The organism is Ideonella benzenivorans, from assembly GCF_020387415.1.
Classification (GTDB): Bacteria; Pseudomonadota; Gammaproteobacteria; order Burkholderiales; family Burkholderiaceae_C; genus Ideonella; species Ideonella benzenivorans.
In genome coordinates this window covers 134,544-146,258 of the sequence record NZ_JAGWCB010000020.1, presented here as the reverse complement: position 1 = coordinate 146,258, position 11,715 = coordinate 134,544, and the positions used below count along the sequence as shown (strand labels likewise).

The window sequence follows — 11,715 nt, the reverse complement described above, 5'->3', positions numbered from 1 at the left end:
GCAGGGCACCGGGGCCGGTCAGATCTGCACCCGGGTCCCCAGCTCGACCACCGCGTTGTCGGGCAGCTGGAAAAAGTGGGCGGCATTGCCCGCATTGCGGCTGAGGGTGGCGAACAGGCGCTCGCGCCAGGCGGCCATGCCACCACCGGGCGTGGACACCACCGTCTCTCGGCTCAGGAAGTAGCTGGTCTCGAACAACGGCACCTCCAGGCCCTGCGCGCCACACTGGGCCAGCGCATGGGGCACGTCCGGTGTTTCCATGAAGCCAAACACCAGCAGCACGCGCCAGAACCCCGGCGCCAGCAGCTCCACCGTGGCCCGCTCGGATTCGTCCACCCAGGGCTGGTCGGCAAAGCGCACGTTCAGGATCACATTGCGCTCATGCAGCACCTGGTTGTGCTTGAGGTTGTGCAGCATGGCCTGAGGCACGGTGGTGGGATCGGCCACCGCGTAGACCGCGACCCGGGCGGCCCGGGGCATAGGGCTGGCCGACATCTCCTGCACGAAGGGCAGCAGGTCCAGCCCCTCGCGGCGGATGGCCTCCAGCACCAGGACGCGGCCGTGCCGCCAGGTGCTCATGACGGTGAAGAACAGACCGGCCATGGCCAGCGGGAACCAGCCGCCGTCGGTGAACTTGAGGGCGCAGCCGGCAAACAGCGCCAGGTCCACGGTCAGGAACAGCGCGGTGGCCGGCACCACCGCCCAGACCGGCAGGCGCCAGACCTTGCTGACCACGACATAGGCCAGCACGGTGGTGATCAGCATGGTCAGCGTCACCGCCACGCCATAGGCCCCGGCCAGCGCCGCCGAGCTGCGGAACGCCAGCACCGCCGCCAGCACGCCCGCCAGCAACAGCCAGTTGACCAGCGGCATGTAGATCTGCCCCTGCTCCCGGGCCGAGGTGTGGCGCACCGCCATGCGCGGCAGAAAGCCCATCAGCATGGACTGGCGCGTCATCGAGAACGCGCCGGAAATCACCGCCTGCGAGGCGATGATGGCCGCCAGGGTGGCCAGCACCACCGCCGCGGGCCGCCAGGCGTCCGGGAACATGTGGAAGAAGGGACTGGCCAGCGCCGCCGGCTCCTGCAGCAGCAGGGCCCCCTGGCCCAGGTAGTTCAGCGCCAGCGCGGGCAGCACCAGGCCGGTCCAGGCCAGCTGGATGGGCCGGCGGCCAAAGTGCCCCATGTCGGCATACAGCGCCTCGGCCCCGGTCAGCGCCAGCACGATGGCGCCCAGTGCGGCGAACACATGCCAGCCCCGCTCCAGCAGGAAATGCAGCGCGTGCACGGGATTGAGCGCCGCCAGGATGGCCGGCGCCTTCAGGATCTGCCACAGGCCGGTGGCGGCCAACGTTAGGAACCAGACCACGATGACCGGGCCGAACAGCCGCCCGACCGACGCCGTGCCCCGGCGCTGCATGGCGAACAAGGCCACCAGCACCACCAGCGACAAGGGCAGCACCGCACGCGAGAGCCCCGGCGCCACGACGGACAGCCCCTCGACCGCCCCCAGCACCGAGATGGCTGGCGTGATGATGCTGTCACCATAGAACAGCGTGGCGCCGAACACGCCCAGCATCAGCAGCACCGCGCGCCGCCCCGGCCGGCCACCGACCGCCTGGGCCGCCAGCGCGGTGAGCGCCAGGATGCCGCCTTCGCCGCGGTTGTCAGCCCGCAGGATCAGCACCACGTACTTGAGCGTGACCACGAACATCAGGGCCCAGAACAGGGTGGACACCGCCCCCGTCACCGCCTCGGGCGTCAGCGGCACGCCGTTGGCCGGCGAGAACACCTCCGCCATCGTGTAGAGCGGGCTGGTGCCGATGTCGCCGTAGACGACGCCGATGGCCCCCAGCACCAGGGCACCCAGGGGACCGTGGGCCCCTCCCGGGTGGGGGGGGGAAGCTTCGTGGGAGATGTCTGTGCTCATGGTGTCAGTGTGCCGCGACAGGGATCAGGAAGGCATAAGCCCCGGGGAGCCGGTTCAGGCCAGTGGTTCATCCTCCACATCGACCAGACGGTAGCCCACCCCGGGCTCGGTGAGCAAGCAACGCGGGGCTGAGGCCTGCTCCTCCAGCTTGGCCCGCAACTGCCCCATGTAGAGCCGCAGGTACTGAGTCTGCTCCACGCACTCGGCCCCCCAGACATCGGACAGCAGCTGACGGTGGGTGACGACCTGCCCGGCACTGCGCACGAGCCGGGCCAGCAGCTTGAACTCCGTCGGTGTGAGGTGCACCGGCTCGCCGCCGCGCGTCACCCGCCGGCTGGCCAGATCGATCGCCAGCGCTCCATGGCGGTAAGTCAGGGCCGCCGGCGCCACGGTGGTGCCCCGGTGGCGCCAGGCCACCCGCATGCGGGCCAGCAGCTCGCCCACGCTGAAGGGTTTCACCAGGTAGTCGTCCGCGCCGGCATCGAGCAGCCCGATCTTGTGCTCATCGGCCTGGCGCGCCGAGACCACCAGCACCGGCACGGCGCCCTCCCGCCGCACGGTGGCCAGGAAGTCAGCGCCCTCGCCATCGGGCAAGCCCAGGTCCAGGATGACCAGCTCGGGGCGGGCCGTCCCGCCGTGGCGCCACAGGGCCAGGGCCTCGGCCAGGCTGGCCGCGGTCTGGACCGCGTGCCCCTCCAGGGCCAGGGCCTCGCACCACAGCGTGCGCAGCTCGCGGTCGTCCTCGACCAGCAGCACCCGCTGGCTCATGACCACACCTCCGCTTCGGGCGGGGCGGGCTGTCTGGCCACGGGCAGCCAGCACTCCAACGCGCAGCCTCCGTGGGCCCGCCGTCGCACGCGCATCTCGCCCCCATGGGCACGGGCAATGGCCCGGCACACCGCCAGCCCAACCCCCGCGCCCGCCCGGGCCCCATCCGCCCCGATACCCGGGCCGCGCTGGAAGGGTTCAAACACCTTGTCCCGCCAGGCGGCGGGCACCCCGGGCCCCCGGTCCCGCACGGCCAGCACCACCTGCCCGTCCTGCTGGCGGGCCAGCACCTCGATCGGCGATGCGGGCGGGCTGTAGCGCAAGGCGTTGTCCACCAGGTTGTCCAGCAACTGGGCCAGCAGCAGCGCATCGCAACGCAGCAGCGGCAGATCCGGTTCCACCCGGCCGTTGACCCGCTCGCCGCCCGGCCGGCGCCGCACCCGGTGCAACACCGCACCGACCACCTCCTCGGCCGACTCCCAGTCCAGGTGCAGCCGCAGCCCGGGTGCCTCCAGGCGGGCCAGCTGCAGGGTGTTGTCGGTCAGGCGCCCCAGCTGCTCGGTCTCCTCAACGATGGTGTGGGCCAGGCGCTCGCGCTGCGTGGCGGTCATGCGTTCGCCCTGTGTCTGCAGCGAGGAGGCCGCGCCCAGGATGGTGGCCAGCGGGGTGCGGTAGTCGTGCGAGACCGCGGCCAGCAGGGCGTTGCGCACGCACTGGGTCTGTTCGCGCTCGCGGGCCGCCTGCTCGTCGGCTTCGGCGCGGGCCCGCTGGCGTGCCGCACCCCAGAGATCGCACAGGGACTGCAGGTGCTGCCGCAGGGCCTGGCCGTCCCCCTCGACGGCCTGGCCGAACACGGCCACCGCCCCCTGGGCCACCCCGGTGCCGCGCATTGGCAGCACCCAGAAACCCAGTCCGTCGTGGTAGCCCGTGCCCGGCCCCATGGGGCGGCCCTCGGCCAAGGTGTGTCGCAGGGCCGCGCCCGCCTCCTCGTCCACGGGTGCGCCCAGCGTCTGCAGGGCCGCTTCCTCCAAGGGCCACCGAGGCGCCTCGCGCCACGCCAGCAGGGCCACTGGCGCGTCCACGGCGGTCTCCAGCCGGTGCACCAGTTCCGGCAGCAAAGCCTGCGGGTCGGGGCTCTCACGCAGCCGGTCGCTCCAGGCCCGCAGCGCCTCTGCGTCTTGGGCCTGACGGCGGGCCAGACCGGCCTGTCGGCGCTGCGCTGCCAGCAGCAGGCTCACCTCCACGGTGATCGCCAGCATGCCCAGCAGCAGCCCCAGATTCTGGGTGCTGTCCACCTGCAGCGTGTCGCGTGGCGGCACGAAGCGCCAGTTGAAAGCAACCATGCCGACCAGGCCCAGGCCCAGGGCGCCCCACACCGGCAGCCAGACGGCCGACAGCGCACCGGCCGCCACCAGGATCAGCGCCTCGTTGGCCAGGTCCAGGCGGGCCTGGAACCCCAGCACCAGCGCCCAGCCCCCCAGCCAGACGAGCAAGGCCAGCGCGCTCCGCCAGCCGCGGCCCTGCGTGTCCCTGTCTGCAAGCTCTGCCATGAACCGAACCATAACCGGACCGCCATCAGGAAAACATCAGGGCCGGGCACCGCCGGGGCACCTGAGGAGCGCTGGTCTGGCATGGGGATTGCCTGTTGTTGTCTCGCTATAGTGTTTTGTATATAACGAAACAAGGAGCCCCCAATGTCCCTTGTCCCGCATGTCTCCCCCTGGCAGACCGCCTGTCTGCGCGGCATCCATGTCGCCGCCGACGGTGCGGAGGCCGTCCTGGCCCTGGCGGGCTGGCAGTTCCTGCGCCTGCCGCTGTCGGCAGCCGAGGCGGAGCGCTGGCGCCCGCGGATCGGGCAGGCGGTCCGGATCGACCTGGACGCCCAGGCCCTGCATGCCCTGGAGGTGCGCCATGGCTGAACCCTTCACCGATCCCCTGCAATGGCTGGACGAGCTGCCGGTCGACTATGCCGGCCAGGTGATCGTCCCCACCCGCTACGAGGCCCATGAGGACGGCCTGGCCCATGCGCGCATGGTGGTGGGGCTCGATGCCCAGGGCCAGCGCTGCTACCTGCGCCACACCCACACGGTGACGGAAGATCGCTTCGACATCGACGAATTCCCGCTGGAAGTGGCGGTGCTGCGGGAGCGCCGCATCGCCTGGCGTCTGCAGAACGGCCAGTGGCTGACCGTGCTGGACCGGATGGACCGCCTGGACAGCTGCCGCCCCCGCGTGCTGCGCGAGGGCCCGCGACAGGCCCCGGCCCCGCTGACCGGGGGCTGAGGCCCCGCCATTGCGACAAGCCTGACAAACGCGACAAGCGCGATCCCCTCATGGCCTCCATGCATCCTCCCGACCCCACCAGCCCGGCCCGCTGGCGCCCCTGCGATCACGCCTGCCGAGCCACCTTGCGCTGGCCAGTCCGCCAGGAGAGCCCGCCCCCGTCGACGGACGCGCCAGGCGTCTGGCCCATGCCCGCGCCGCTGCCCGAGGTGCCGCCCCCGGCCCACAGCGTGCTGGCCCTGTGCGGCGAAGGGGGCCTGCGCCGGCTGGTGCACCGGCACATGACGCGGCTGCAGCTGACGCCGCTGCTCGACGAGGTGCAGGACTGCTTCGACTGCGTGGCCGACCGGGTGGCCGACTTCGTGATCGAGTCCTGCGGCGGTCCGCTCTACTACAGCGAGCGACACAGCCGGCTGCAGGCCGGCGCAGGCCTGCCGGTGCTGCTCGACGAAGTGGGGCGGGAGATCTGGCTGGTGCAGCTGTGGCACAGCTTCGACGACGTGGGCTTGCCCGACTGGCTGCGGGCCGACCTCTGGCGCTGGGCCGAGCCCCTGTCCATCCACCTGCTGGCGCCGCGCGCGCGCCGCCTGCCGCTGCGGCGCTATCCCTTCGAGGAGGTGCGCGGCTGGTTCAGGCCGCCACCGCCAGCAGCACATCCGCCGGCCTGAAGCCCACCACGATCTGCCCACCGGGCGTCAACCCCAGATCCCGGGCGCAGGCCACCGACAGCACCGAGGTCGCCTGCAGGTGGTGGCCGGCCAGGGCCACCGTGATGTCGGCCTTGCGCTGCCCCCAGGCGCAGCGGGTGATCTCCCCAGGGTAGTGGTTGAGCCCCTCGGGCCGCTCCCCCTCGGGGCCCCACAGGCCCACGGCGCCGGACTTCACCAGCGCATGCACCTCCTGGTCTTGGCCCAGCTTCAGGCGCTCGGCCGATTCGGTCGTGACCAGCGCTTCCAACGTCAGGCCACTGCCCAGATCCAGCCAGACCCGGGCCTCCACCTCGTCGGCCAGCACCCGCTGCACGGTCCCCACGAACTGGTTGCGGGCACTGGTCTGCAGCGAGAAGCGGTGCAGCAGCCGACGGTAGGCCAGCGCATCGTCCGCCGGCACGGCCTGCGCCGGCCCGGCCAGCACCTGTTGCAGGCGTTGCAAGGTGGCCTGGTGTTCGGCCTGCAAGGCCCGGTAGAACGCGATCAGCCGCAGCGCATGCGCCGTCAGCGTGGTGCCGCCGCCGCGCGGCCCGCCCGCCACCCGCAGCACCAGGGCCTCGGTGGAGAGGTTGTTCATGTCGTCCACCGCCTCCCAGGCCGCCTTGTAACTCAGGCCCACCACCTTGGCCGCCCGAGCGATCGAGCCCTGCAGGCCAATGGCCTCCAGCAAGGCAATGCGCTGCTCGCCCAGGAAGGCCCCCAACGGGGTGTCGATCTGCAGCCGGGCCTGCAGGCGTCCGAAAGCGGTGTCGGTGGGGCGGTTCATGCGTTGGGCTGGACGAGGGAAAACGCTGGGGCGCAAGATGCCGGGAGGCCGGCATACCTGTCCGGCTCTCCATCGACTGCCAAGGAGGCTCCCATGAAGATCAGCGCCCGCAATGCATTCGAAGGCACCATCGCCGCGGTCAAGGAAGGCCCGGTGAATGCCGAGGTCGACTTCCGCCTGACCACCGGCGAGACCCTGGTGGCGGCCATCACCGAAGGCAGCGTGCACAGCCTGGGTCTGAAGGTCGGCGCCCCGGCCGTGGCCTTCGTGAAGGCCCCGTTGGTGCTGCTGGCCACCGACATCGCCGGCTGGAAGTTCAGTGCGCGCAACCAGCTCAGCGGCACGGTGTCGGCCATCCACAAGGGCGCGGTCAATGCGGCGGTCTCGGTCAAGCTGCCCGGGGGGGCAGAGATCTCCAGCATCGTCACCAACGGTGCCGTGGACGATCTGGCGCTCGTCGTGGGCTCGCCGGTCACCGCCTTGTTCAAGGCCGGTTCGGTGCTGGTGGGTGTCAAGGGCTGAGGCCTCCGTCGCCGGGCACGGGGGTGATGCCCACCTTCACATCGGCGGGCCGGGCGAAATAGGGGGCCGAGCTGACCAGCAGGTCGGCCCCGGCACGGGCATAGTCCAGCGCGTTGTCCAGCGTCACCCCGCCGGCCGGGGCCAGGCGCGTGGTCAGCGATTCGGCCCACAGGGCCGCCCGCAACTCGGCCAACGCCGCCGGCGAAAAGCGTTCCAGCTGCAGCACGTCCACGCCCAGTCGGGCCAGGTGCAGGGCCTCCTGGGGATCGGCCGTCTCCACCACCAAGCGCTTTTCGGGCTGCTGGCGCCGCAGTGCCTGCAGCCGCGCAGCCACATCCTGGCCGGCCAGCAGGGCCCGGTGTTCCGGGAAGACCAGCAGCGTTTCCGACAGCCCCAGGCGATGCATCACCGCCCCACCGGCCTCCACCGCCCAGGCCGCCCACCAGTGGGTGCCGGGCGGTGCCTTGCGGGTGCAGGCCAGCGGCGTGTCAAGCCCCGCCGCGCGCAGCCGGTCGACGATGGCCGCCGCCGCCCCGGCAATGCCGGAGGCCGACTCGACCAGATTCTGGGCCACCTTCCAGCCCAGCAAGACACCCTCGGCCGGACCATGGCCCTCCAGCAGCAGGGCCCGGGCCACCGCACGGTCCCCACTGCCCACGGCCGGCACCGCCACCACGCCGCACAGCTGCAGCAGCCGGGCGGCGGCCTCGATGCAGGCCACCACCATCGGCCCCCGCGCGGTGAAGGTGATGCGCGCCGGCTGCCGCCCCAGGCCCAGGGCGCGGCTGCTCAGATCGCCTTGCGGTGCATCCTCGCGCAGCAGCGCGCGCAAGCGGTCATCCTCCAGACCGCCGGCCCAGACGCTGGACAGCGCGGCCCCGGCGCTCACAGCGCCCCCGGCAAGGCCAGCAGACGGCGCACGGCCCGGGTGCGGTCATCCTCGAGCGGCGGGGGCGCCAGCCCCAGCGAGCGGTGCACCGCCGCCCGCTCCATGCCCTGCCCCACATCCACCGCCCGGATCACCTGCCCGTGCTCGACCACGCAGGCCACATCGGCCAGGGCCAGCACGTCCTCCACGTCATGGGTGATCAGCAGCATCGGGATGCGCCAACGCTGGCGCACCAGGGCCAGCTCCTGGCGCAGGCTCTGCCGCAGCATGGGGTTGAGGGCCGCGAAGGGCTCGTCGAGCAGCAGCAGCGCGGGCTCGCAGGCCAGCGCGCGGGCCAGGGCCACCCGCTGACGCTGCCCGCCGGACAAGCCCTCCGGCCGGGAGGCGGCCAGCGCGGTCAGGCCGAAGGTCTCCAGCAGCCCGTCGACCCGCCGGGCATCGGCCGCCCCCAGTTGGCGCCGCCGCCAGCTGGTCAGGCCGAAGCCCACGTTCTGCCGCACGGTGAGGTGCGGAAACAGCGCGTAGTCCTGGAACAGATAGCCCACGCCGCGCTGGGCGGCCGGCAGGTCCACACCGGCCTGCTGGTCGTACAGCGTGCGCCCGCCGATGCGGACATGCCCGGCCTGCGGTCGGATCAGCCCGGCGATGGCCTGCAGCGTGAGCGACTTGCCCGCACCGGAAGGGCCGAACAGCGCCACCACCGGTGCATCACTGGCAAAGCGCATGGCCAGATCGAAGCGGCGATGGCGATCCGCCACCGTCAGCTTCAGGTCCACATCGATCATGCCGAACGCCCCGCGTGCTCAGGGCTTGCCAAAGCCAGCCGCAGCCAGCACCTTCTGCGCCGCCGGGGTCAGCAGATAGGCCGCGAACTGGCCAGCCTGTGCCTTCTGCTTGCTCTCGCTGACCAGGACCATCGGGTAGCGCACCGGGGTGTGGCCGCCCACGGTCATCACCACCTTGACCTTGTCGGCCATGATGGCTGCATCGGTGGAATAGACGAAGCCGGCGTCCACCTCACCGCGCGAGACATAGTCCAGCACCTGGCGCACGCTGTCGGCATAGACGAACTTGGGCTCCAGCGCGCTCCACAGGTGCACCGACTCCAGCGCCTGCTTGGCGTAGCGCCCCGCCGGCACGCTGGCCACCTTGCCCACGGCAATGCGCTTGACGGCAGGGCCATAGAGGTCCGCCAGGCCCGTGATGGGCTGGGGATCCTGCGCCGGCAGGATCAGCACCACGGCGTTCGAGGCCAGGGTCTTGCGGCTGTCGACATCCAGCAGCTTCTGCCCGATGCCCTTGTCCACCGTGGCCTCGTCCGCGCTGATGAACAGATCCACCGGCGCGCCCTGGCTGATCTGCTGCAGCAGCACGCCCGAGGCGGCGAAGTTGAACTGCAGCTTCACCCCCGGGTGGGCGGCCTCGTATTTCGCGCCCAGGTCCTTGAGCACATTGGTCATGCTGGCGGCGGCCGAGACGGTCAGCGTCTGCGCCGAGGCCGCCAGACTGGACAGGCCCAGCGCCAGCGCGCCCAGGGCGCTCACCAGCACGCGCCGGCTCACTGCGGTTTCACGAAAGGACATGGGATACCTCCAAGGGAAGGGTCAAGGAAAGATCAGCGCTTGCGGGCCAGCAGCCAGTTGGACAACACCAACACCGACACCGACAGCACCGAGGTCACCAGCACCAGGGCCAGGGCGATGTCGTCCTCCCCGGCCTGCACCGCGTCGTAGATGGCCATCGACAGCGTCTGCGTCTTGCCGGGGATGGAGCCGGCCACCATCAGCGAGGCGCCGAACTCGCCCATCGCCCGGGCAAAGGCCAGCAGCGTGCCGGCGATGATCCCGGGCGCGGCCAGCGGCAGCGTCACCCGCACGAAGACCGACCAGGGCGACTGGCGCAGCGTGCGGGCGGCGGCCTCCAGGTGCCGGTCCACCTGCCCGAAGGCCGCGCTGGCGGACTTGAGCACCAGCGGCAGGGCCACCACGGCCGATGCCACCACAGCGCCATGCCAGTTGAAGATGATCGAGTAGTCGAGGTGGGCATGCAGCCAGCTGCCGATCGCGCTGCGCCGGCCGGCGGCCAGCAGGATGGCGTAGCCGATGACCGTGGGCGGCAGCACCAGCGGCAGCATGCAGATGGCCTCCAGCAGCCCGCGCCCCGGCAGGCGGGTGCGGGCGAACACCCACCCCAGCCCGACGCCGAACACCCAGGCCAGCGCGGTGGCCACACCAGCCACTTTGAGCGAGAGCCAGAACGGTGCCCAGTCCAGGGCCTGTAGGGTTTGCCACATTCGCTGTATTTTGACGTATACAACGAAGTCCAAGCAAACAGCGGGCCAGATCACGGGTTGCCCACGGGTCCGGGGGAAGCGTCAGTGGGAATGGACGGACGGGCTGCCCGGCAAAGGAACCGGGCGACCACCCGCAAGCGGGGCCGGCCCGGCCAGCGCCTGGCCGTCCTCAGGCGCCTCGAAGCACTGTGCGTGGTCCGAGCAGACCGCACAGCTGGGCGACTTGCAGATCAGGATCTCCGCCTGCTGGCAGAGCTGACGGTAGAAGAACTTCTTCCACTTCATGTCGCCGGTGTTCAGCGCCACCAGCGAAGGGAACCAATGGCGCAGCAAGGCGCCCAGCTCGCCGCGGTGCGCCAACCGCAGGTCCTGCCAGAGGTGGTCGTCGCCCAGGCAGGCCACGGCCACCAGTTGCGCCACCAGCCAGGCCATCTCGGCCGGGCCGGCGGCCGGGTCGGCATGCGCCAGCAGCAGGCCGCGCACGTCCTCCACCTCATCGCCCCGGCGGGCCAGGCGGTCGGCGAAGTCGGTGCGCAGTGCCGGCTGGGCCATGGCTCAGACCTCGGCCGCGGCGTGCGTGTAGCACTTCTTGGGGCAGATCTTGGCGCAGGCGGTGCAGCCGATGCACAGCTCCTGATGCGCGATGGTCATCACCTTCTTCTCGTACTCCTCGTCCTCGTCGTCGTCCAGGTCGACGTGGATGCGTTCGCCGTCCTCGGTCAGGCCGACCAGTTCCAGCACGCCGCGGGGGCAGACCTTGAAGCAGCGGCCGCAGCCGATGCACTTGTCTTCGTTGAGTTCCTGCACGAAGGTGGGCGTCCAGTCGGCGCCGCTGGGCAGGGTGACGTGAAAGGCAGACATGGCGGGGCTCCGGCTCAGGCGGGGGTGGCGTCGGCCAGCGCCTTGCGCGCGGCCATCAGCTTGGCGTGGGCATCGTGGGCGGTCTGCGCCACCTCGAGGATCTTTTCCCAGTTGGTGGGCAGTTCCTCGGACAGGTCGTGCAGGTCCATCTTGGCCTGGGTGGCCTTGGCGTTGAGTTTCTTGACCTCGGTCTTGAGGGTGTCGATGTCAGCCATAGGTGGCCACCTCCTTGTACTTTTCGACCATGCCAACGCCTTCGGCCACCAGCTTGTTGCCGGTCTCGGCCAGCTTGGCCAGGCTGGGGTAGCCGAAGCGGTGCACATCGCGCAGGTAGCGGTTGACGACGATCAGGCGGCCGGTGGTGAGCACCGCGCGGCCGAAGCCCTCGTGGCTCATCTTCATCATCGGGCTGACCATGCAGCCGGTGGCCCGCTCGATGCACAGGCCGATGGCGTTGTGGAACAGGTCCAGGCGCCAGAGGGTCTCGGGGTCCGGATCGCCCATCATCGGCAGCGCCTTGCGCGCCTCGGCGGTCAGGATGTAGGGCTCCAGCAGCTTGAGGTCGGGCTTGCCCTCCCAGGTGCCATGGGTGTCCTGGGCCCGCAGCTGCTTGACCAGCTCGCGGATGAAGGGGTCTTGCAGCAGGGCCTCGTCAGAGGTCTCTGCGGCTTCGGTGGCGACGGCGTCGGTCATG

General features: G+C 71.1%; 16 protein-coding genes. 4 read left to right on the top strand and 12 right to left on the bottom strand.

What is annotated here, in order from left to right:
• Positions 1–18: 18 nt before the first annotated feature.
• Genes KGA65_RS19470 through KGA65_RS19460 form a run of 3 tightly spaced genes read right to left on the bottom strand, consistent with a single transcriptional unit; the run spans position 19 to position 4,247 of the window.
• Positions 19–1,929, bottom strand: coding sequence for a potassium transporter Kup (locus tag KGA65_RS19470; protein WP_225864788.1), 1,911 nt, complete (start codon positions 1,927–1,929; stop codon positions 19–21).
• Positions 1,930–1,983: 54 nt separating this feature from the next.
• Positions 1,984–2,697, bottom strand: coding sequence for a response regulator (locus tag KGA65_RS19465; RefSeq protein WP_225864787.1), 714 nt, complete (start codon positions 2,695–2,697; stop codon positions 1,984–1,986).
• Positions 2,694–4,247 carry an ATP-binding protein gene (locus tag KGA65_RS19460; RefSeq protein WP_225864786.1) on the bottom strand — a complete coding sequence of 518 codons (1,554 nt, stop codon included), beginning with the start codon at positions 4,245–4,247 and terminating at the stop codon, positions 2,694–2,696. The genes KGA65_RS19465 and KGA65_RS19460 overlap by 4 nt, the downstream gene beginning before the upstream one ends.
• A gap of 144 nt (positions 4,248–4,391) precedes the next feature.
• Here KGA65_RS19460 and KGA65_RS19455 point away from each other — a divergent pair, with 144 nt between their 5' ends.
• The 3 genes from KGA65_RS19455 to KGA65_RS19445 all read left to right on the top strand — a co-directional run bounded on the left by KGA65_RS19455 (position 4,392) and on the right by KGA65_RS19445 (position 5,648).
• Positions 4,392–4,616, top strand: a complete 225-nt coding sequence (locus KGA65_RS19455; RefSeq protein WP_225864785.1) for a hypothetical protein — start codon at positions 4,392–4,394, stop codon at positions 4,614–4,616.
• Complete coding sequence (locus tag KGA65_RS19450) at positions 4,609–4,980, top strand: hypothetical protein (protein ID WP_225864784.1); 372 nt, start codon at positions 4,609–4,611, stop codon at positions 4,978–4,980. The genes KGA65_RS19455 and KGA65_RS19450 overlap by 8 nt, the downstream gene beginning before the upstream one ends.
• A 188-nt stretch (positions 4,981–5,168) precedes the next feature.
• Entirely contained in the window at positions 5,169–5,648 is a 480-nt protein-coding gene (locus tag KGA65_RS19445; RefSeq protein WP_310740994.1) for a globin family protein, read from the top strand.
• Here the strand turns inward: KGA65_RS19445 and KGA65_RS19440 are convergent.
• Complete coding sequence (locus KGA65_RS19440) at positions 5,611–6,456, bottom strand: TOBE domain-containing protein (RefSeq protein ID WP_225864782.1); 846 nt, start codon at positions 6,454–6,456, stop codon at positions 5,611–5,613. The two genes, KGA65_RS19445 and KGA65_RS19440, sit on opposite strands and share 38 nt — an antisense overlap.
• A gap of 93 nt (positions 6,457–6,549) precedes the next feature.
• Here KGA65_RS19440 and KGA65_RS19435 point away from each other — a divergent pair, with 93 nt between their 5' ends.
• Complete coding sequence (locus KGA65_RS19435; RefSeq protein ID WP_225864781.1) at positions 6,550–6,978, top strand: TOBE domain-containing protein; 429 nt, start codon at positions 6,550–6,552, stop codon at positions 6,976–6,978.
• Here KGA65_RS19435 and modD read toward each other — a convergent pair.
• The 8 genes from modD to KGA65_RS19395 form a co-directional block, all read right to left on the bottom strand.
• A complete protein-coding gene (modD, locus tag KGA65_RS19430) occupies positions 6,968–7,867 on the bottom strand; it encodes a ModD protein (RefSeq protein WP_225864780.1) in 900 nt (299 codons plus the stop codon). The two genes, KGA65_RS19435 and modD, sit on opposite strands and share 11 nt — an antisense overlap.
• Positions 7,864–8,652 carry an ABC transporter ATP-binding protein gene (locus KGA65_RS19425; RefSeq protein ID WP_225864779.1) on the bottom strand — a complete coding sequence of 263 codons (789 nt, stop codon included), beginning with the start codon at positions 8,650–8,652 and terminating at the stop codon, positions 7,864–7,866. Before KGA65_RS19425 ends, modD begins: the two co-directional genes overlap by 4 nt.
• Before the next feature lie 18 nt (positions 8,653–8,670).
• Complete coding sequence (modA, locus tag KGA65_RS19420; protein WP_225864778.1) at positions 8,671–9,450, bottom strand: molybdate ABC transporter substrate-binding protein; 780 nt, start codon at positions 9,448–9,450, stop codon at positions 8,671–8,673.
• 32 nt (positions 9,451–9,482) lie between these two features.
• Positions 9,483–10,160: a molybdate ABC transporter permease subunit gene (gene modB, locus KGA65_RS19415; protein ID WP_225864777.1), complete on the bottom strand. Its 678-nt coding sequence runs from the start codon at positions 10,158–10,160 to the stop codon at positions 9,483–9,485.
• 81 nt (positions 10,161–10,241) lie between these two features.
• A complete protein-coding gene (locus tag KGA65_RS19410; RefSeq protein WP_225864776.1) occupies positions 10,242–10,712 on the bottom strand; it encodes a nitrogen fixation protein NifQ in 471 nt (156 codons plus the stop codon).
• A 3-nt stretch (positions 10,713–10,715) separates the two neighbouring features.
• A complete protein-coding gene (gene fdxB, locus KGA65_RS19405) occupies positions 10,716–11,021 on the bottom strand; it encodes a ferredoxin III, nif-specific (protein ID WP_225864775.1) in 306 nt (101 codons plus the stop codon).
• 14 nt (positions 11,022–11,035) lie between these two features.
• Positions 11,036–11,236, bottom strand: a complete 201-nt coding sequence (locus KGA65_RS19400) for a CCE_0567 family metalloprotein (RefSeq protein ID WP_225864774.1) — start codon at positions 11,234–11,236, stop codon at positions 11,036–11,038.
• A complete protein-coding gene (locus tag KGA65_RS19395; protein ID WP_225864773.1) occupies positions 11,229–11,714 on the bottom strand; it encodes a NifX-associated nitrogen fixation protein in 486 nt (161 codons plus the stop codon). Before KGA65_RS19395 ends, KGA65_RS19400 begins: the two co-directional genes overlap by 8 nt.
• Position 11,715: the final 1 nt, after the last annotated feature.